The sequence below is a fragment of the Paenibacillus sp. MT124 genome (assembly GCF_058792755.1).
The window spans coordinates 5,390,755-5,410,422 of sequence record NZ_CM179500.1 but is presented as its reverse complement, the minus strand read 5'-3'; the positions used below and the strand labels follow the sequence as shown (position 1 = coordinate 5,410,422).

The 19,668-nt window shown below is 47.2% G+C and carries 21 protein-coding genes and 1 other annotated feature; of the genes, 11 read left to right on the top strand and 10 right to left on the bottom strand.

Annotated elements, in window-relative coordinates; translation table 11 throughout:
* Positions 1 to 54: 54 nt before the first annotated feature.
* Both AC3RCI_RS24435 and ylbJ read right to left on the bottom strand, forming a co-directional pair.
* On the bottom strand, positions 55 to 858 hold the full coding sequence (locus tag AC3RCI_RS24435; protein WP_336783086.1) for an NAD kinase: 804 nt from the start codon (positions 856 to 858) through the stop codon (positions 55 to 57).
* A 107-nt stretch (positions 859 to 965) separates the two neighbouring features.
* The gene (gene ylbJ, locus AC3RCI_RS24430; RefSeq protein WP_492526763.1) at positions 966 to 2,219 is read right to left on the bottom strand and encodes a sporulation integral membrane protein YlbJ; all 1,254 of its coding nucleotides are present in this window, start codon (positions 2,217 to 2,219) and stop codon (positions 966 to 968) included.
* 563 nt (positions 2,220 to 2,782) lie between these two features.
* Here ylbJ and AC3RCI_RS24425 point away from each other — a divergent pair.
* On the top strand, positions 2,783 to 3,160 hold the full coding sequence (locus AC3RCI_RS24425; protein ID WP_095361226.1) for a globin domain-containing protein: 378 nt from the start codon (positions 2,783 to 2,785) through the stop codon (positions 3,158 to 3,160).
* A gap of 38 nt (positions 3,161 to 3,198) precedes the next feature.
* Positions 3,199 to 3,930 carry a DUF2225 domain-containing protein gene (locus AC3RCI_RS24420; protein WP_127538891.1) on the top strand — a complete coding sequence of 244 codons (732 nt, stop codon included), beginning with the start codon at positions 3,199 to 3,201 and terminating at the stop codon, positions 3,928 to 3,930.
* An 11-nt stretch (positions 3,931 to 3,941) separates the two neighbouring features.
* Here AC3RCI_RS24420 and AC3RCI_RS24415 read toward each other — a convergent pair whose 3' ends face one another.
* Together AC3RCI_RS24415 and AC3RCI_RS24410 are read right to left on the bottom strand one after the other, a co-directional pair.
* Entirely contained in the window at positions 3,942 to 4,175 is a 234-nt protein-coding gene (locus AC3RCI_RS24415) for a hypothetical protein (protein WP_095292183.1), read from the bottom strand.
* Positions 4,172 to 4,342, bottom strand: a complete 171-nt coding sequence (locus tag AC3RCI_RS24410) for a YycC family protein (protein WP_095361228.1) — start codon at positions 4,340 to 4,342, stop codon at positions 4,172 to 4,174. Before AC3RCI_RS24410 ends, AC3RCI_RS24415 begins: the two co-directional genes overlap by 4 nt.
* Positions 4,343 to 4,473: 131 nt before the next feature.
* On the opposite strand from AC3RCI_RS24410, the gene AC3RCI_RS24405 reads away from it, so the two are divergent.
* Positions 4,474 to 6,273: a M3 family oligoendopeptidase gene (locus AC3RCI_RS24405; protein ID WP_492472043.1), complete on the top strand. Its 1,800-nt coding sequence runs from the start codon at positions 4,474 to 4,476 to the stop codon at positions 6,271 to 6,273.
* 319 nt (positions 6,274 to 6,592) lie between these two features.
* Positions 6,593 to 7,006, top strand: a complete 414-nt coding sequence (locus AC3RCI_RS24400) for an O-methyltransferase (protein WP_095361230.1) — start codon at positions 6,593 to 6,595, stop codon at positions 7,004 to 7,006.
* Positions 7,007 to 7,085: 79 nt separating this feature from the next.
* On the opposite strand, the gene AC3RCI_RS24395 is transcribed toward AC3RCI_RS24400, so the two are convergent.
* Positions 7,086 to 7,319, bottom strand: a complete 234-nt coding sequence (locus AC3RCI_RS24395) for an alpha/beta-type small acid-soluble spore protein (protein ID WP_095292177.1) — start codon at positions 7,317 to 7,319, stop codon at positions 7,086 to 7,088.
* A 197-nt stretch (positions 7,320 to 7,516) separates the two neighbouring features.
* Positions 7,517 to 8,494: an aldose 1-epimerase gene (locus tag AC3RCI_RS24390; protein WP_154896428.1), complete on the bottom strand. Its 978-nt coding sequence runs from the start codon at positions 8,492 to 8,494 to the stop codon at positions 7,517 to 7,519.
* 240 nt (positions 8,495 to 8,734) lie between these two features.
* Positions 8,735 to 8,981 (top strand) — a binding site (T-box leader).
* A 72-nt stretch (positions 8,982 to 9,053) separates the two neighbouring features.
* Between AC3RCI_RS24390 and trpS the strand changes: the two genes are divergently transcribed.
* On the top strand, positions 9,054 to 10,046 hold the full coding sequence (trpS, locus tag AC3RCI_RS24385) for a tryptophan--tRNA ligase (protein ID WP_095361233.1): 993 nt from the start codon (positions 9,054 to 9,056) through the stop codon (positions 10,044 to 10,046).
* A 117-nt stretch (positions 10,047 to 10,163) separates the two neighbouring features.
* On the opposite strand, the gene AC3RCI_RS24380 is transcribed toward trpS, so the two are convergent.
* Entirely contained in the window at positions 10,164 to 10,361 is a 198-nt protein-coding gene (locus tag AC3RCI_RS24380) for a hypothetical protein (protein ID WP_095292171.1), read from the bottom strand.
* 118 nt (positions 10,362 to 10,479) lie between these two features.
* On the opposite strand from AC3RCI_RS24380, the gene AC3RCI_RS24375 reads away from it, so the two are divergent.
* On the top strand, positions 10,480 to 10,698 hold the full coding sequence (locus AC3RCI_RS24375) for an alpha/beta-type small acid-soluble spore protein (protein ID WP_095292170.1): 219 nt from the start codon (positions 10,480 to 10,482) through the stop codon (positions 10,696 to 10,698).
* Between the two features lie 107 nt (positions 10,699 to 10,805).
* Here the strand turns inward: AC3RCI_RS24375 and AC3RCI_RS24370 are convergent, their stop codons facing one another.
* Complete coding sequence (locus tag AC3RCI_RS24370) at positions 10,806 to 11,786, bottom strand: metal-dependent hydrolase (protein ID WP_110756980.1); 981 nt, start codon at positions 11,784 to 11,786, stop codon at positions 10,806 to 10,808.
* Positions 11,787 to 12,042: 256 nt separating this feature from the next.
* Here AC3RCI_RS24370 and cyoE point away from each other — a divergent pair, with 256 nt between their 5' ends.
* Complete coding sequence (gene cyoE, locus AC3RCI_RS24365; RefSeq protein ID WP_193724213.1) at positions 12,043 to 12,972, top strand: heme o synthase; 930 nt, start codon at positions 12,043 to 12,045, stop codon at positions 12,970 to 12,972.
* 238 nt (positions 12,973 to 13,210) lie between these two features.
* Complete coding sequence (locus tag AC3RCI_RS24360; RefSeq protein WP_095361390.1) at positions 13,211 to 13,822, top strand: SCO family protein; 612 nt, start codon at positions 13,211 to 13,213, stop codon at positions 13,820 to 13,822.
* Between the two features lie 100 nt (positions 13,823 to 13,922).
* On the opposite strand, the gene AC3RCI_RS24355 is transcribed toward AC3RCI_RS24360, so the two are convergent.
* A complete protein-coding gene (locus tag AC3RCI_RS24355; RefSeq protein ID WP_095292165.1) occupies positions 13,923 to 14,270 on the bottom strand; it encodes a toprim domain-containing protein in 348 nt (115 codons plus the stop codon).
* 165 nt (positions 14,271 to 14,435) lie between these two features.
* Entirely contained in the window at positions 14,436 to 15,617 is a 1,182-nt protein-coding gene (locus AC3RCI_RS24350) for an MFS transporter (RefSeq protein WP_193724214.1), read from the bottom strand.
* Between the two features lie 217 nt (positions 15,618 to 15,834).
* Here AC3RCI_RS24350 and AC3RCI_RS24345 point away from each other — a divergent pair, with 217 nt between their 5' ends.
* From AC3RCI_RS24345 to AC3RCI_RS24335, 3 genes are all read left to right on the top strand, one after another.
* Positions 15,835 to 16,290, top strand: coding sequence for an ATPase (locus tag AC3RCI_RS24345; RefSeq protein WP_336783073.1), 456 nt, complete (start codon positions 15,835 to 15,837; stop codon positions 16,288 to 16,290).
* Positions 16,291 to 16,308: 18 nt separating this feature from the next.
* The gene (locus AC3RCI_RS24340) at positions 16,309 to 17,457 is read left to right on the top strand and encodes a transglutaminase domain-containing protein (RefSeq protein ID WP_336783071.1); all 1,149 of its coding nucleotides are present in this window, start codon (positions 16,309 to 16,311) and stop codon (positions 17,455 to 17,457) included.
* A gap of 106 nt (positions 17,458 to 17,563) precedes the next feature.
* Positions 17,564 to 19,597 carry a peptidoglycan D,D-transpeptidase FtsI family protein gene (locus AC3RCI_RS24335; RefSeq protein ID WP_492472037.1) on the top strand — a complete coding sequence of 678 codons (2,034 nt, stop codon included), beginning with the start codon at positions 17,564 to 17,566 and terminating at the stop codon, positions 19,595 to 19,597.
* Positions 19,598 to 19,668: the final 71 nt, after the last annotated feature.

The window sequence follows — 19,668 nt, the reverse complement described above, 5'->3', positions numbered from 1 at the left end:
TTATATCCGGGAGTATTCTTTGGTGAACAACAATCAGCTTGTTTCCGAACCAGGCTAGTCCAAAAAAGCAGTGCGAACCCGGTTCCAAAACGGATAGGGGCGATATCGGGCAAAGCTTACCTTGTGACTTGCTACCTGACAACGTACGGAGATCAGATCCTCCACCATGACATTTACATGATCGATTGTCAGCAGCAGCCTTTGGTCCTTACGCGAGAAAATGTCACAGTGATGGTGCTTGGGCAAAATAACCGGTGAACCCAGCGTCCGATAGACACGGTTATTGATTGAAGCAATTTCAGCAATCTGAATTGCCTCAATGGTCGGATGCACCATGGCACCACCCAGGGCCTTATTATAGGCGGTACTGCCTGAAGGCGTGGATACACAGATCCCATCACCCCGGAACATCTCGAAGGTCACATCATTAATGTCGACTTGGGCTACGACCGTACCGTCCACACCTTTTAACGTAAATTCATTTAAGGCAATATAGGAGGCGTTACCCGATTTTTTACGGATTTCAAGCTCCAGCAGCGGGTATTCTACAATTCGGGGTTTGAGTCGTTCGGGATCCCCTTTTCCGCTCATCAATCGTACCAATTCCTGTAATTCGTCCTTCTTCCAGTCGGCATAAAAACCGAGATGGCCTGTATGAACCCCAACAAAAGCAATGTCCGGGATCCGGTCGATGAAATTGTGAAATGCCTGCAGCATAGTACCATCGCCTCCGATGGAGATAACAATCTCCGGCGATTCTGCATCCAGCTTGAACCCTTCTTCTTTTGCCAGCGCATGAAACTGCTGACTCAGATCAATCGATAACTGGTCTCCGCGGTCTTGAACATAGTATCTCAAGATGAAAGCTCCTTTGTGGTCATTATATTACCGATGATAATCAATTCCAGAGCAGAACACAACGCTTGGATTGATATTCATTCGAAATATAGGTGCGCAAGCATGGTTTATTTTTTGAACCGTCTCGGAAAGAGCAGGATACGAAGCAGGGAAAAGAACAGCAGCAAAAGCAGCACCCCGCCAAGGACCAAGAATCCGAACCATATCATTTGTCCCGCATCTGGTGAGTATATAGCTGTAGCTGCAGGTGATAAGCTGGTCTCACTTATGGCGGGCCATGCGGATTGACCCATTATGGGTACCCACAGTAATAAAACAAGGACAGGTGCGATTAGAGCATGTATGGCTCTGGCAAACAGAAACGGTCCATATCGCATCGGTGTGTTGCTTAGTATGCTCATGATCTGGGCATGTACCGACAATCCTCCCCAGGACAGCACAAATGCAGCAGCGGCTGCCTTGTAAACAAGAGGAACGGCTGTACCTGCTCCTCCCGCTTCCTTGGCTCCAAGAGTCACTTCAAACAAACCACCTACAAGACTCTGCGATAAGGCAGGCGGCAAGTTCATGAAGGTGAGCAGCTGCTCTGTCATTTGATACAGCACGCCAAGTGATCCGGTCTGTACAAGTAACTCCATCATGACAGAGAAGAATACAACAAGCCCACCTACGATAATAATAAGGCGAAGGGATGAGGAGACAGCCTGGCGAAGTAGTTCTCCAAATGCACGCCCATCTGCCATTCGTGCCTCATGCATGGCATGGATAGCCTGTATGAGTCTGCTGCCTCTTTGCTTCTCGGTTGAGGTTGAAGGCGTAGGGGATGGAGAAGATGAGCTAGCTGCCCTTCCATGGAATCGCATGAGCAGACCAACGATGAAGGCAGCGGCATAGTGAGAAGCGACCAGAACCGGAGCAACGGCTACATTGTGAAAAAAACCGACGGATACTGCACCGATCATGAAGATGGGATCGGATGAAGTAGTGAACGCCACGAGCCGCTCACCCTCTTCCCGCGTGACCAGCTTTTGATCCCATAATTGAGCGGTTAATTTCGCTCCTGTCGGATAGCCGGAGGCGCAGCTGACCGCAAATACAAAACCTCCGCTTCCTGGAACACGAAACAGGGGGCGCATGAGTGGATTTAACAGGGTCCCGAGAAAATGGACAATGCCGAAACCGAGCAGCAGCTCGGAAAGAACCAGAAAGGGAAAAAGCGACGGGAATAACACATCCCACCAGATGGAGAGCCCTCTCACACTTGCATGCCAGGTCTCTGCAGGGAACAGGACCATAAGAAAACAGAGAACGAGGAGAGCGAGTGTAATCAGAACATGGGTAAGTTTGTATGAAGCTGCCATGCATACCTCTCCTTTATATGATAATGGTCGCTAAGCCTGCTGCAGTGAGTGTCGCTTGTGCCATCAATATATGAACCAAGGCGGACAAACAGTACAAATTAATATCCGGAAAGCGCTTGCAAAAATGGCTGTATTTTTAAACGATGTATGCTAAAATGATAAAAAACGCCTGAACGTCACCTATTTGTCCAATAGGGTGAAATTCAAATCGGATGGAGTGATGATTATGAGTCTTGTCACCGGAATCCTGGTCTGTGCTTTTGTCTATGTGATACGTGCCTCGCTTGTACGCTCTGAAGAAGAGGACTGGCGAAGTTATTAATGGAATATATGGTGCGCCAATCTTGCGATTGGTGCTTTTTTTGTGTCTTCCGAAGTGAAGAGGCTCTAGAGGAAAAGGATCAAAGACATCTTGACTTGCTGATGTTAGATAGGACTTTTGGGATTTTTTTGATAGAATGAAGATAAAGGTGATGGCAACCTGATCTCGATTTTGTTTTCACATTTAAGCATTGATGTGTAAGATATGCCAAAATTCGACACGACTAGTGAGGGTTAGATGAATGAATCCCAATCTGAGTATTTATGAAAATCTGGGCGGAGAGCAGGGTGTTCGGGCATTAGTTGAAGCCTTTTACCCTATAGTCCAGCAAAACGAACAACTGGCTCCTCTATTTCCGGAAGATATACAGCCGGTTATGGACAAGCAATACATGTTTTTGTCTCAGTTTTTCGGTGGACCTGCGTTGTTCTCTGAAGCGTATGGTCATCCGATGATGCGTGCCCGCCATATGCATTTTGAGGTGACCGTTGAACGGGCACACGCCTGGCTGGCATGCATGGATCAAGCGTTGACACAGATCGGTGTGGAAGAGCCGCTGCATTCTTTTGTCCTGCAGCGTTTGTCGGGGCCGGCACATCATTTTGTGAATACGCCGTAACTCCGAATATAGGTAAAACGGGAGAGGGATGGAAACGAGTGGAATTAGAACCTCTATATAAAGTGAAGGTCACATGTCATTATTGTGAAACCGAGTTTGAAACCTCCAGAGTCAGACCGAGCTTGAAGCGGCCCTATCGGACAGATTCCGATTTTTGTGCCTACTATAAGCTGGAGAATCCGGATTTCTATGTTGTGCGGATCTGCCCTGAATGCGGGTTTGCATCGACAGAGAACTCGACAGATAAACTGACTGACAAGCAGCGGCTTGCGTTCAAGGAACAGATCGGTAATCGTTGGGAGAAGCGGGATTACAGTGGAGCACGGACATTAGATCAGGCACTGGCCACATACAAGCTCGGTCTATTCTGTGCTCAGGTGATCCAGGAGAAGGATCGCATTGTAGCAGGACTGCTGCACCATATCGCCTGGCTGTATCGTTACCGGGAAGATCATGAGCAGGAACGGCGCTTTCTGGAGTTTAGTCTGGAAGCTTATGTTAGAGTGTTCGAGCGGGAAGGCGCAGGCAGTAATGAAGCAAGACTGCTGTATCTGCTTGGTGAGCTGAACCGCAGAGCAGGCCACTTCCACGAGGCTGTCAAATGGTTCGGGCGTGTCATTCACGATAAACGGATCACGGATGCGGCCATGATTCGGGCATCCAGAGAGCAGTGGGCCCTGCTGAGGGAACAGATGATATCCGGCAAGATGGAACTGCCTGAAGAAATGATTGAAGCAGATAAAGAGGCTGCTAAGCGCAGCCCCATCTAATTGAACTTTGATTATTTGCGGACAGGTTTACTGGAGAGCAGATAATCACTGTCATTATCAATAACGGTCATGCTGCCATTACAACAAGGAAAGACCAGCAATTTCTTTTTGCCTTCACGAATGCGTACAAGCTCTCTCGGTTTGAGGGGCAGCAGCACATTGCTTGCTTGGCAAAACGGGCATTGCTGTACATAGATGTCCCCCATGACAATATCATAGGGCCAGCTGTTTTCAAAAGGGATCATTCCTGCTCGCCTTCTGAAGGGGCTGGTTTGGATGCTTCTTCTTTGGCCAATTCGGCAATCTTCTGCAGCAGGATGTGCTGGGGCATGTGCATCAGGTGCTCAAGCGGTACGCCAAGGGATTCTGCTAATTTGACGGCTGTGTCAGCCGATATTTGTAAAGGTTTCATCACATTTACCTCCTGAAAAAGTGGCTTAAACTATTTCTCTAGTATAGAGATAGAGCACTCATAAAACCAGTTTTTAATTGAAGTATTTTAGCTCAAATCCTTGAATTCCAAAAAGAGAGGTGCCTTATTAAATGAAAACACCATTAAAACCTGTATGGGATCTGGAGTCCATTTTTAGTGGAGGTTCTTCCTCCGAATCGTTCGCTGCCTACTTGACCCTGCTGGAACAGGATGTACGCAAACTTCAAACTCTGTTGATTGAAACCGCTGCACCAAAGACACTTGAAGAAACTTATGCATTCGACGCCATTCTGGAATTACTGCAGAGCTGTTACATTCGTATTTCGGAAGGTTCTGCATTTGTGTCCTGCCTATCATCGCAAAATCAGCAGGATAAGAAGGCTACTCAGCTGCAAGGCACCGTTAGTACTCTTGGAGCCATGCTGAACAGCAGCAAGTCCCGTTTTGACAACCTCCTTAGTCAGACAGCAGATGACGTATGGGAGAAGTGGATTGCTCGCGAAGATATCGAGCCCTTGGCTTTTGTACTGAATGAGAGCCGGACACAGGCTCGTGAGAAGCTGTCCCCTGAACTTGAAGGACTTGCGCTGGATCTGGGCGTGGATGGTTATCATGGTTGGGGCAAGTTCTATAATACGATCGTAAGTAAAGTGAACATTCCGTTTGAACAAAACGGTGAAACGATCATGCTATCCGCCGGACAGGCTGCCAACAAGCTGAGTGACAGTGATCGCAACGTGCGTGAAACGGTATTTGCGAGCTGGGAAAAGGCTTGGACGGATGTAGAAGACTTCTGTGCCGATACATTAAACCATCTAGCCGGATTCCGTCTTAAGTTGTATGAGAACCGCGGCTGGGACGACATTCTGAAAGAACCACTCGCCATCAACCGGATGTCTCGACAAACACTGGATACGATGTGGGACGTCATTAACGGAGCCAAACCGGCACTCGTGAAGTATCTGGAACGCAAGGCGAAGCTGCTGGGTGTGGATAAGCTCAGCTGGAGTGATATAGATGCACCTGTAGGCAAGTCGGGTGGCAAAGTGACTTATGATGAGGCGGCAATCAATATCGTTGAACAATTTGCCAAATTCAGCCCTAAGCTCTCGAAATTTGCAGAGATGGCGTTTGAGAAACGCTGGATTGAAGCGGAAGATCGCCCAGGAAAACGACCAGGCGGATTCTGTACTTCTTTGCCGCTAAGCAAAGCTACCCGCATATTCATGACGTTCTCCGGAACGCCATCCAACGTGTCTACACTGGCGCATGAACTGGGTCATGGGTACCACCAGCATATTATGGAGGAACTTCCGGCACTGAATCAACGTTACGCCATGAATGTGGCGGAGACGGCCTCCACATTTGCCGAGCTGATTGTTGCCGACGCATTGGTGCAGTCAGCAACAGATGAACAGGAAAAGCTAGCTCTGCTGGAAGATAAGATTCAGCGCAGCGTTGCCTTCTTCATGAATATTCATGCCCGTTTCCTGTTTGAGAATCGCTTCTATGAACAGCGCAAAAAAGGCTTGGTTAATGCAGATGAGTTATCCAAGTTGATGGTCGAGGCTCAGCAGGAAGCCTTCTGTGGTGTTCTTGCAACGGATCATCCTCACTTCTGGGCATCCAAGCTGCATTTCTATCTGACAGGTGTACCGTTCTACAACTTCCCTTACACCTTTGGCTACATGTTCAGTGCGGGCATCTACGCCAGAGCACAGCAGGAAGGTACAGCCTTTGCAGACAAATATGATGATTTGCTGCGGGATACCGGACGAATGACGGTGGAAGAGCTTGCACAGAAACATCTGGGTACAGATCTGACACAGCCTGACTTCTGGCAAAATGCTGCGAATCTGGTGATTGCCGATATTGAGCAATTTCTTGAAATGACAGCAACCGCGAAGTGACAAATACGGGGAGTAGTACCCAAGCATTTTGAATGAAATGCTTCGTATACTCGTATGTGAAAAAGAGAGCTGCACCACATGTTAACTAGCATGTGGATGCAGCTCTCTTTGGTTATTCTATTCGTGGGACTGATTCGTATAATTTGTCGGATTATCAAGAATTAACTCGTTTTAAAGCATTGGATTGGCAATTAATTGTGCAACTTATAGTCATAAATACCCAAGTTTGTTTCATTTTGTTGAATGAGTATATTTGTTGTCATATAATGGTTCGTAAGTCCTTGTTTTGAGGGATGAAGTGCATAAAGGAGGAGCAATAATGGTAAATATTGACCAGCTTTCATTAGCAAGACAGTTGGATTTGGTGTTTAAAGAACTTGATAAGGAACTGTCAGGGTTAGACTCAGGTGTAGTTTTTGTGCAAATACGCAATAATGTAATTGGAAAGTTCGGTATTCGACATAATCCGATTTCAGGACGGAATGGACAAATGGAAACAGAGGATCAGGGGTTAACTGGAAGTCAGCGCTCCTCATTCCGCGCTATGGCACTTGAGACTTTAAAGTTTAAGCAGAACTGGACACATGGAGAAATATCGTATGACTTCACCGTAAGACAAGGCGTCATTTTGGTGGACGCTACGATGGAATCCAATTACAACATGGCTAACCTTATGATTCGTTACCCTAGAACAAATACATACAAGGATTCAGGAATGGAATCGACATCTTAATTGTGCAGACATGCACAAAAGCGGCGCTTCCGGAGAAGGCCGCTTTTTGGCTTTAAATCATCCAAGCATTAGTCCGAACTTAAGAACGACCAGACAATTGTTGCTCAGCGATTTGTACCAGACGTTTAGTAATGTATCCACCCAGAGAACCTGTCTCACGGGAAGTGTAGTTACCGTAGTAACCGTCTTGTGGAATTGTTACACCCAGCTCTTGCGCAGCTTCCATTTTCAATTGTTGCAATGCTGCGTTTGCTTGAGGAACAACCAGATTGTTGGAACGGCTTCCGCTACCTCTGTTTTGACCTCCGTACATGTGTGTCACCTCCTTATGGCTTGGTGATGTTAGTATGGTTAGAGAATGAGGAAATATACGTGATATGGCGTAAGGAAATAATTGGGATTTAATTGTAAAGAAACACATGAAAAAAGCCGATCCAGACAGGATCGGCCTCTTTGCTAATAAGGTAAATATTATAGGTGTTTGTACTACGCGTACAAGATTGAAAGGGACTACTCCTTGGTAGGAGCAATAACCTCAATCCGTGTGAGAAGTTCAACGGGTTGTTCAGGTTCCAGACGAATTAACCCGGTTTGTTCATCCGTCAGAGGGAGGTTCGGGGCATCGGAGAGCCAGGTGTAGGGCTCAATGCACAGAAACTGATCGGATTCACCCTTTGTAAAGAGCACCCAGTGTTTAAAATACTGTTCATCTGCTGAGTAGTTCAGCATATATCCATCCTGACGACGGAGCTGGGCAGTCGCTGCCTGACCTTCCGTAGCTTTGAGAATCGTATCCCAGTTGCGTCCCTGCATATTAACACCTTGATTTAAGGCGTTCCAATCTCCAAGAGGCTCAAGCTCACCCGTGGGCAGCTGTTCCTCGTTCTGAGCATATACGCCAGAGACAGGTAGTTGAAGTGTCCAATCGGCAGGCTTGCCGTCTAGCAGGAACCATGTATGATATCCCATTCCAAACGGAGCGGGAGTCGAACCCAGGTTGGTAACACGAAGACGCTGGCTCAGTACGGAGTTTTGCAGCCTGAACGTCATTTCGAGCTTCAGAGGCACCGGAAATTGTTCCATCCAATGCTCTTCATTTGCAGTCAGCAATTCGGTTGTAATGGCACAGCCTTCTTCATCTTCTTCAATGTCGCTGACACACCAGGATTGGGTGCGATGGAGACCGTGAATATGGTTGTCATTTGCCGTATTCTGATCGAACTGGTATTGAACCCCTTCGTATTCGAAGCGTCCACGATGTATGCGTCCTGGCGGAACCAGAAGCGGAACACCGAAGTGATAAGGTTTCTGCAAATAAAATGCTAAATCATCTTCTTCTGGGCTGCGGACGACATCACGATCCTGCACCAGATCACGAATCGAGATGATATTGTTTCCTAGACGCGGCAGCAGGGTGATCTCCAATTCACGGCTATGTAGGATATACGTGTCGTAACCATTCCATTGGCCTTTGGTCACTTGTTTCATATCGATGCTCCTTTTCCCACTTGAAATCTGTCTGCAAGCGGCTTAACATCCTCCGCTGCAGGCGTGTCATTGAGTACATGCCAGCAATCCCATACAGCCTTCCGTGGGAGGGCTAAACAGGATAAGCAATTCCATCATAACAGATTTCGGCTTGGCGGGTAAAAAAAGCTGATTCCATTTTTGACAATCTGCGTGAAGCGGATTAAGATGGAATGCAGAAGGAAATAACATATGAATTAAATTAAAGCGATGACAGGGACAAGTAAGTCAGGAGAAAACTCTTCAGAAAGCCGGTGGGTGATGCGAACCGGTGTGAACTCTTTACCGAATGGACCCTGGAGTGCCGATTGGAACAGGTGCCTTGAAGAAATGCAAACCGTACCTCAGTAGAATTGGACGTCTATTCCACGTTACGGGAAAATGAAGGTGTTTTTCGCATGATTGAAAAACACGAATAAGGGTGGCACCACGGTCTCACGTCCCTTGCGGATGTGAGGCTTTTTTGCGTCCGCGGAGAAGAAACAGACTTGAACAAAACATGAGGAGGCGCAAGTGACTTATGAAAACTGTATTATCTGGAATCCAGCCAAGCGGTAAACTTACGCTGGGCAACTATATTGGTGCAATCAAGAACTTTGTGAAGCTGCAGCATGATTACCAATGCCATTTTATGGTGGTAGATCTCCACGCAGTAACCGTGGCTCAGGAGCCAGCTGCACTGCGTGAACAGTCTGAAGCCGTCGCTGCACTGTTTCTAGCAGCGGGGATCGATCCAACAAAGTCAAATGTGTTCCTGCAATCCCATGTTCCTCAGCATGCTGAGCTTGGATGGTTGATGACCACGCTGACATCGATGGGTGAACTGGAGCGGATGACCCAGTTCAAGGATAAATCTTCAGGCAAGGACTCGGTGGGGGCAGGCTTGTTCGTATATCCTTCATTGATGGCAGCCGACATTTTGCTGTACAATGCGGACCTCGTTCCTGTAGGAGAGGATCAAAAACAGCATTTGGAACTCACCCGCGATCTGGCGGGCCGTTTCAATCATCGTTATGGAGAATACTTTACCATTCCGGATCCATATATTCCGCAGGTGGGCGCACGCGTGATGTCCCTGGACGATGCTTCCTCGAAAATGAGTAAAAGTAATCCAAATGCGGGCAGCTACATTGCCCTGTTGGACCCGCCGGATGTGATCCGCAAGAAAATCAGCCGTGCCACGACGGACTCCGGACGTGAAGTGGTTTACGATCCGGCCAACAAGCCAGAGGTCAGCAATCTGATGAGCATCTATGCAGAGTGTGCAGGCATTACGCTGAATGAAGTAGCAGAGCGTTACGAGGGTAAAATGTATGGTCCGTTCAAAAAAGAGTTGGCCGAAGTGGTTGTCTCTGTTATTGAACCGTTACAGGAACGATATCGCGAAATTCGTGAATCTGGCGAATTGGCCGAGATTTTGGAGACTTCAGCACGTCGTGCTGAAACAGTCGCTGCCAAAACGCTTCATGATGTGAAGGAACGCATGGGGTTTGTTCCTAGACGTACAGTATAGGCCATCACGGACATCGTTCAACAATGTTAAAACTTCACGATATAAAGTGATGAAAAAAAGAGAGGAGCCAGCAGCTCCTCTCTTTTTTGTTCAAATAGAAATCTGGAACCTTCCAGGTCAGGATGTCGATTCGGATGTAGAACGCAATTCCTGGCGTTCCTTCTTGGCACGAATGACGAAACCCCAGCCGATATTGGCAATGGACAGGATGAACAGCAGCGAGGCTAACCAGCCGTTATAAGAAATCGATATGGCTGAAACCGTTAACAAAACAATCGAAGAGAATGCGAACCATAAGGACAAGCCTTTACTCATTGGGAAAAACCTCCATCACAAAATTAATGAATCTCCGTATAACTTGAAGCGTGCGAGCCATAATAATCTTGCAAGCTTGCAATACATTACAGACACAGATTGAAAGGAGATTTTAAATATGGCTCAAGGATCTCGTTCTAACAACTTGGTGGTACCTCAAGCAACTGCAGCACTGCAACAATTGAAAATGGAAGCTGCACAGGAACTGGGTGTAACAATCCCGCAAGACGGTTACTACGGTAACTACACTTCCCGTGAGACAGGATCTCTTGGTGGTTACATCACCAAACGTCTGGTACAAATCGCTGAGCAACAATTGTCTGGGTCTGGCAAATAATTTATCATAAAAGCAAGCAACAAAACAAAGGCCCGGAGCGGAAACGCTCCGGGCTTTTCATCGCGCAACCGTTCCTTACTTGATTGTGCCTTTCCCGGTCCTTCTCGTCAAGACCGGGCGGATAAAAGTTTTTTATCCATTTTCTCATCGCTTAACCAGCCGACATACGTATCAATCGTTTCAAAATTACGGTCCATCACGACCACGGCGACAAACGGATACTGCTTGCGGTGTCGATACCGCACATCCGCCCAGCGGACCTTGTATCCTGCAGGCAGCTCCTCTACCTCGGCAACCGCATAGGAGGTGAAGTAGAGAAAAGCATTTACCTCTGGTGATTTCCGTGAGGCGGCGACAGCCGCATGGGTGGAAGACGAGGCATGCAGATGCCAGGTCAGCTCTGCTCCATCCATTTTTCCGATTTCGTAACTGTTATCCGCAAAATGCTTCACCACATGCCAGCGGTTCCAGGATATCGTTGGAATGACGATATAGCGAAGCGCCGGTTTGTTGTTATCCAGTCTTTTCACTTTGGCTACAGCTTGGGCATGGGCAATGATTCGCCATACATAATAGAGAGCTATAACGATATACAGTGTGACAAACAACGGAGCAGGGGCGATCAGATCAAAGGCCCACAGCAGGATTGCCACCACGTGCGAAGCGAACAGAAACGGATCGAAAATATGAATGATATTCCAGGCAATCCATCGTTCCGAGAACGGCCTTGCTGCCTGGGTTCCATAAGTGTTAAACAGATCGGTAAACACGTGAACGCCCACAGCGACAGCTGTCCAGGTAGCGACGTGTCCAATAGGAACATCCGGGAAAATCAGTGCAATGACGCCCGTGATGAGCAGAACCCATAATAGAAGAAAGGGCGGCGAGTGGGACATACCCCGATGATTTCGAATGTACAATGAGTTGCTTTTGAGACGCAGCGCCGTATCAATGTCAGGGGCCTGCGAGCCAGCAATGGTTCCCACCATCACCGCAGCCGCGAGCATGGGACTGGAAGCTACGACAGGATCGACATAAGCCAGACCTGCCAAACCAATACCCATGACAAAATGTGTAGAAGTATCCATAAACGTCTCCTTTGTGGTGTAGCTCGATTTCATCATATTAATGATTCTCTATCTAGGTGATACCCATATATAGTGTATATTATCCGCCTGTCTTGAAGCAAAACAGCCAAAACCCGAAAAAGATGTCATAAGAAGTTCATTACACCCAACATTTGTACGAGCATTGTCATACTCTTGGCCATTTTCCTATGATAAACTTTATATCGGAGACAAAGAGAGAAACCTCCAAGCCGAGATTAAGGGGGATTAACCGAGCGTGGACAATCAGTTGGGATACCAGGCTTCTTCCGATTCTGCAACATTGACCTCGCCTCCGACCAAGTCGGGATCGTGGAAAGACTTTATTCATATCACCAAACCGGGAATACTTCGGACCAATCTTATTGCTGTTTTTGGAGGGTTTTGGCTGGCATCCCAGTGGGATATCAATTGGGTAAAGATGCTGCTGACCCTACTTGGGACTGCACTTGTTATGGCTTCTTCCTGCGTATTTAACAATTATTTTGATCGTGAACTTGATTTGAAAATGGAACGTACCCGCAACCGCTCCTTACCGACAGGAAGGCTAACACCGAAGGTGGTATTGTCGTATGCCATTAGTTTAGGCGTGCTAGGCTTAACTGTTCTTTTTGCTTTTTCGGGTATACTTGCCGGATTATGCGGCATTTTTGGCATGTTTGTCTATGTTGTTATTTATACGCTTTGGTTAAAACGTTCTTCAACATGGAGCACATCCATAGGTGGTTTGTCAGGTGCCATGCCGCCAGTTATCGGCTATGTCGCTGTAACGGGACGTTTGGACCTGGGGGCATGGCTGCTTCTTGCCATGTTGTTCCTGTGGCAGCCTCCGCATTTCTGGGCGCTCGCCATCCGCAGGGTAGAGGATTATCGGGCCGGTGGATTTCCGCTGCTGCCCGTAGTGAAGGGCATTGAACGGACCAAGATTCAAATGATTCCTTATCTGGTGCTGCAGATTTTTGTTCCTATTCTAATGTATGCATACGGGTATGCCGGTATTTTTTATCTGACGGTGTCACTGGTGCTATCTGTACTGTGGCTATATTATGCACTCAAAGGATTTCGTGCGCAGGATACGGACGCCTGGGCCAAAAAGGTGTTTCTTTATTCCATTAATTATCTGTCCCTGAGCTTCATACTGATGATTCTGGATACGGTTCATAAATAATGGGATGGATTAAGGTGAAGGTGCAAAATAAATGCTTGGGCATCTGCATCAAGAACGGTTACAATAAGGAAGGGTCCCATCCAGAGTGGGGTTCTTCGTATACATATGCAATTTCAAGCAAAAGAAGTTACTTATTTCTTCATAAGGTGACATCCCGGGCAAGAAACGATAGCCATGTAATTCAAAGTAAGATATGTATGCGCATTCATATCGAAAGTACAGAGAAAGGACGAGGATGATGCTGAAAAAGTACAAATGGACCTGGATGCTGCTGGGTCTCGCACTGATTATGGCTGTATACCTCATGTGGGGCACCGTCTTTGCCAGCAAGGAGAAATTACCCGAGATTCGGGAGATCCAATCCTTTTCCATGGAAAATGTGGATGGGACAACCGTTTCGCTCGATGATACCAAAGGCAAGGTGCGGCTGTTCTATTTCTATTTCACCAGTTGTCCTGATGTATGCCCGATTACGACGTTTACGTTGTCCCAGGTGCAGGATTTGTTGAAGGAAGATGGCACATTCGGCAAGGATGCATCCTTTGTTTCGATTTCATTTGATCCGGAAGTTGATACCAAGGAGAAAATTAAGGAATTCGCGGACCGTTTCCACGCGGATTATGACGGGTGGTATTTCCTGCGAGGGGATATGGATAAAACAAAGCAGCTCGCCAAGGATTCATTTCAGATTCTGATTGAAGGCGAGAGCAAGGATGACTTTGCACATATGAACATGATTGGTCTCGTAGACCAGAACAATCAGCTGCGCAAGGTGTATAATGCATTTAATACAGAAGATGTCGAGCCTGCAGTCATCGCAGAGGATATCCGCAATCTGATCAATGAATAATCTGTTCTAAATGATATTAGAATCCTGTTAGTATCCATAAAAAAAGGCTGCATGCCGGTTGGAAAATAACCGGTAAGCAGCCTTTTGCAATTTTTTACGTTTAGAATGACGGGTACTCGGGGTATTGAATATACTCTTCCAATCCTGCCTTCTCCAACTGGGCAATGATGTATTCATCAGGGGTTCCTTCCACACCCGCATAACCACGTCTGGTATACATCTGCACTGCATCAGGGAAGGCGTCTCGCAGCACACCTCTGATTTTTTTACCCGAACTGTCATTATCCATAAACAGATATACTTCATCATAACCAACCTGTTTGCGCAGGGACTCCAGCTTGAGCGAATTGAGAGTGCCGAATGTACATAAAATGTTGATTTCCGGCCCAACGAGACGTTTCAGCTTGCTGCGATCATTCTTACCTTCCACAATGACATGAATAGGCATGATATTCACCTCTTGTTCGAGAGCTAGTGTCGACATTCCCCGGGAAATGTTGCAGCGAAAATCGACTGGATTATATATAGTTTAGCTGTAAATGGGGGAATGATGCAAAGCAAAGGTGAATACAAGCCATTTTAATAAAAAAAGGACTTACATCATGGATTACGTTTATCCCAGTACGCTATTCGGATCGGTTGAAGACAGGGATGCCTCACGTCTGCTGGTGAAGTAAGGAAGGAGCAGAATGCCGACCATTAATAGAATAAACGCGATGAAATACGGCGAGACACCTACACGCAGCTGACCTGCGGCGATTGGCCCAATGAAGGATCCAATGGAGGTAGCGATGGACTGTAGTGAGAAAATACGTCCCAGCTTGCTTCCGCCGCTTAAACGGATAAACAGGGTAGCCATAGCTGGAAAAGTAATCCCTTTGGACATGCCCAGTACAAAGAGTACAGCAGCGAGAGGGATGTCCGGGAAGGCTGCCAGCGTGAAGAAACAGAGAGACATCAGCAGGACCCCTGCAGTTAAACGCAGCTTGGGCGAATAACGATTAAGAAACAGCATGCTGAGGGTGAGGAGTGCTCCGATACTAATGACCGAAAACAATAACCCTGTAGACATCATGGACGAGTGTCCACCGCCCCGAAGAGGCAATTCAAAAAACAGAATCCCTTGTGCACAAGCAATGACCAGTGGCAATGCAAAATAACGCCAGGAGACAGGAATGAAGGTATTCGTATTTCCTCCGAGGTTAGCAGGTTTGGGAGGCACGGTTTCTTTCTCGCGCTGAACATCGACAAGTCCCTTGGGCATGGACAACCAGGCGATCATACCCGACAGAATGAGCAGGTATCCAAGACTTGCAAATGTAGCAGAGAATCCTAAAGCACCAACAATCAGTGCTCCAGCAGCTGGAGATACAACAGACGCCAGCGTATGCACGACACCATGTCCGGACATATACTTGCCCTGAGTGACCGGGTTGGTCGACAGCTGAGCAAGCAGGGCTAGACAGGCCGGAGACAGAAAAGCGAGCACAAATCCGCTGATGGAACGAAGCGCAAGCAGCTGCCATGGCGTGTGAATGTGGGCTTGCAGCAGCAGAATAATACCTGCTCCAAGCAGACTAAACACGATATAACGCCGACTGCCGTGTTTATCGATTTGTGTGCCGGCAATTAAATTGCCGGGAAGATGAGTCAAGGAGTAGATTCCCATCATCCACCCGATGAAGGTGGGTGCAGCTCCAAGCGAGATGGCAAAGGGGGTCAGGATGGGATATTGGGCGTGCAGGTCAAAAACAGCAAGAAACAAAAATAGATAGAGCCAGATGGCCGTTTTCACAAAAGCCCCTCCTTGTTAAACGATACATGTTCATGCCAGGTCGTCAAAATGTATTCCCGATTCTTCATGCAAAACCTCATGGTACTACTTGTACGTTCATCTGGACGAACTTAGACCTTTATTTTTACGAGAGAGTGCTTAGCTGACAGCGGGTTCGGAAATCATGTATAATATTCGGGAAGTGTGATTTCTTAACTCTAATACGGAAGGTGTAATCATGAACATAGAAGTGATCAAAGAGTTTGTGATGCAGAACTGGCTGGTGATCGTCGTTGCACTGATCATTTTGTTCTTTGTTCTGAATGTGGTCAAAACCGTATTGAAATGGGCGATTGCCATCATCATTATTGCGGCTCTGTTGATATACAGCGGCATCTCCATCGATCAGATTAAAGAGACGGTTTCGGATGTGCAGTCCAGCACCATGGACACATTGAAAAAGGAAGCGACCAATATCATGGTGAAGGAAGCCTCCAAGGCGACCTACGCCAAAGGACAGGATGGACAATTTACCATTACGAGTCCCAATGTGGAAATTAAGGGGACAGCCGGGTCGAACAAGGTCAATGTGACCTTGCGCGGAATTTCACTTGGCGAATGGAATCTCGACAATGAAACGATACGTACGTTTGTCGAACAGGCCAGAGGAAATGGAACTGTACCAGCTTCTTAGCAAAGGGGGAATGAATACGTGTTGCAGAGTTGGCTGGACAGCCTGAAGGAATTCAATGGCATCACGATCATGCTGTTATTGATTGTGGCAGCTTCATTGCTTCAGGGATGGTCCAGAGGGGCTTCGCGTTCTGCAGGAAGACTATTTGGATTCCTGATGGATGGCATTATGGCGGTCATTGGCATTCTGCTGTCCATTGGTTTGACCCTTTGGCTGGCGCCGTATGTGCAGCAGTGGTTGTCTGCACATGCTTCAGCCATGCCGAATCGGGATCTGAACCGATGGGAGCAGATGTATTATACGTTGGTTACGGCGATTGCTGATTTTCCATTGATGCGGTTTGCCGTGTTGTTTGTGCTTAGCTATGGATTTATTCGTTTGATTCTTGGCTTGTTCTCTTCCCTTTTCTTCAGAAGGAGATATCATTCGGCAGAACAAGAGAGCAGTCCCAAGGGGATTATTAGCCGCTTCATGGGTGCAATCATAGGAGCGGTCATTGGATCTGCCCGCGGGATGATTGTCATTGCCGTTCTTTTTATGATTGTCAGCCTGTATCCCGGAAGCATGTTCAGCCGATATGTAGAGGCTTCGCCGATCTACATGCAGGGAGCAAAGTCCGTTATTGAACCGTTATCCGGTAACCTGATCAAGGACAAGCTGCCGGTATTTACCCAAGCGGTTCAGAAGGAACTGGGCGGAATTTTGCAGCGGAAGTATGAGGTCATTGACCACAATATTCCGGCAGATATTGAATCTGCAGCCAGTGAGATTGTGAAAGGTCACACGACGGATGAAGCGAAAGCACGGGCCTTGTATGATTGGGTTGGTTCCCGCATTCAATATGATTACGGGAAAGTGGATGATTATGAGCAAAAAGGCATATGGCATGAACAGACACCGCAGAACACGTTTGATACGCGTAAAGGGGTATGCATTGATTACGCACGTTTGTATGCGGTCATGGCCCGTTCACAAGGACTGGATGTTAAAGTCGTTACGGGTCTTGGATATAACGGCCAGGGCGGGTATGGCCCACATGCATGGAATGAAATTTATTTGAGTGATTCCCAGAGCTGGATTCCGCTTGATCCGACATGGGCGGTGAGCGGTGACTGGTTCAATCCTCCGAATTTTGCCGATACCCATCTGAAAGATCAGACAGCATAACATTACACCGGACAGGGTTCCGGATTATGACGACGTTGCCAGGTTATCATGCCGCGGCTGGACTTCTAAGAGCGGTATGCATCAAGTCATGAAAGAGGTAGGATGAATGAACAATCATTCAAAAGAGAAGGATGAACTTACCGACAAACGGCGCTTCAGTTACCGGATGAACGTATTTTTCTTCGCTTCCTTTGTTATTTTTAGCGTTATTATCGTACGGCTGGCGTTTCTTCAATTCGTGGAAGGGCCTGAGCTCAGTCAGGAAGAGGCCAGCAACATTACCAAGGATGTGCCGCTCGCTCCGGTGAGGGGAACCATCTATGATTCAACCGGTGAGGTGAAGCTGGCGTATTCCAAGCCGATTCAGTCTCTATACCTGACGCTTTATAAAAACTATGGTGATGTAAACGGACAACCAAGTCCAAACTTCCCGGAAGCTCAGGATATTGCAACAAGGCTGCATGATGTGTTTGAACAGTACAAAACCAAGGAGTCGGAGTCCCTTACCGTTGAGCAGATCATTGAAGCGATGGACCTCAACTCCCGCAAGGCGAATGGCTTCATGCCACGACTTATCAAGAGCGATCTGTCGGAGGAAGAAGTGGCTTATTTCCTTCAGCACAAGGATGAATTCACGGGAATTCAGATTGTTGAAGAAAGTGTGCGTTACTATGATCCGGACACGGTGGCTGTTCAGACCATCGGATATTTGAAAAAGTTTAAAAGTTCCAAAACACTGGACAAGTACGAAGAAGTTGATGAAGCGAACAAAACACAAACGGACCCGGGACTGGTATACACGGAAAACGAGTTTGTCGGGTTCGACGGTCTTGAGCTGCAGTATCAGGACATACTGCGCGGCAAAAGCGGTTATAACTCCGTGGATGTGGATTTGCGGAATTTGCCTGAGGGCGTTGCAGGGTCTACTCCACCTGAGAAGGGCTATGACCTGATTACGAGCATCAACAAAAACGTGCAGGTGAAGACAGAGCAGGCGATCCTGGATCAACTGAGCTGGCTGCATACACACCCGGTTTCTGGTAGACTGCACCCGAATGCCAAGACAGGTTTTGCGGTAGCAATGGAAGTGGACACTGGGAAAATTGTGTCGATCGCCAGTATGCCGGACTACGATACGAACATCTGGAGAACAGGAAGCATCACGAACGAACAATATGATGACATCAAATATGTTTATCAAAATGGTACCATTCGTTCCTTCCCTCCGGATGATTCCAAAAAACGGGCTGAATCGGTTGTATTGCTTGGTTCCACGATCAAACCTCTGAGTGTATTGATCGGTCTAAAGGAAGGTTTCTTCACTACGAATACCGTATATCCAGACAGGGGTTCTACAACTTTCGGTGGGGATAACCGCAGAGTACAGAACTCTTCCGGTCACGTATACGGTCCGTTGACTCCACATGATGCGATTCGTCACTCTTCCAACGTTTTTATGATCGATGAAATCGGTAAGAAGTTGTACACCCAATATGGTGCCGGAGGGATCGATATATGGGATAAGTACATGAAGCAATTCGGTCTCGGTGTTTCGACTGGAATCGATCTGCCAAACGAATGGCTGGGATACAGAGAATACACGAATGAACAGGAAAGTTCTCTGACTCGTCTTGTGTATGCTTCTTTTGGTCAACAGGGGAAATACACGGCCATGCAGCTTGCCCAATATACAACGATGCTGGCCAACAAGGGTAAACGAATGGAGCCGCAATTGGTAAGTGAGATCCGAGATTCCGAAGGGAATGTCGTAGAGAAAATGAAACCAAAAGTGCTAAGTACGGTCGATTTCAATGACGCTTATTGGAATGAGGTACAACGAGGCATGGCTACAGAGGTTACTGCATTTAGCGGATTCCCTTATGACTTTGCCAGAAAAACAGGAACCTCTACACAGGTAGTCGGCGGAAAATTGGTCGACAACGGGGTATTTATCGCGTATGCGCCGCGGGAAAATCCAAAACTGGCTGTAGCCGTGGTTATCCCGGAAGGGGGCTTCGGTTCCAACAGTGCGGCTCCTGTTGCACGTGCGATCTTCGATGCGTATGACGAGGAGTTCGGTTTGGACGGTGTTCCGAAGAAAGATAAAACAGAAGAAACAGATGAAACAGCAGCGCAGTAATTCATATGGTTAAAGAGAGGGGCCCTTTGGGGTCCTTTTTTGTGTGTATGGAGCTAAGAATGGGACAGACA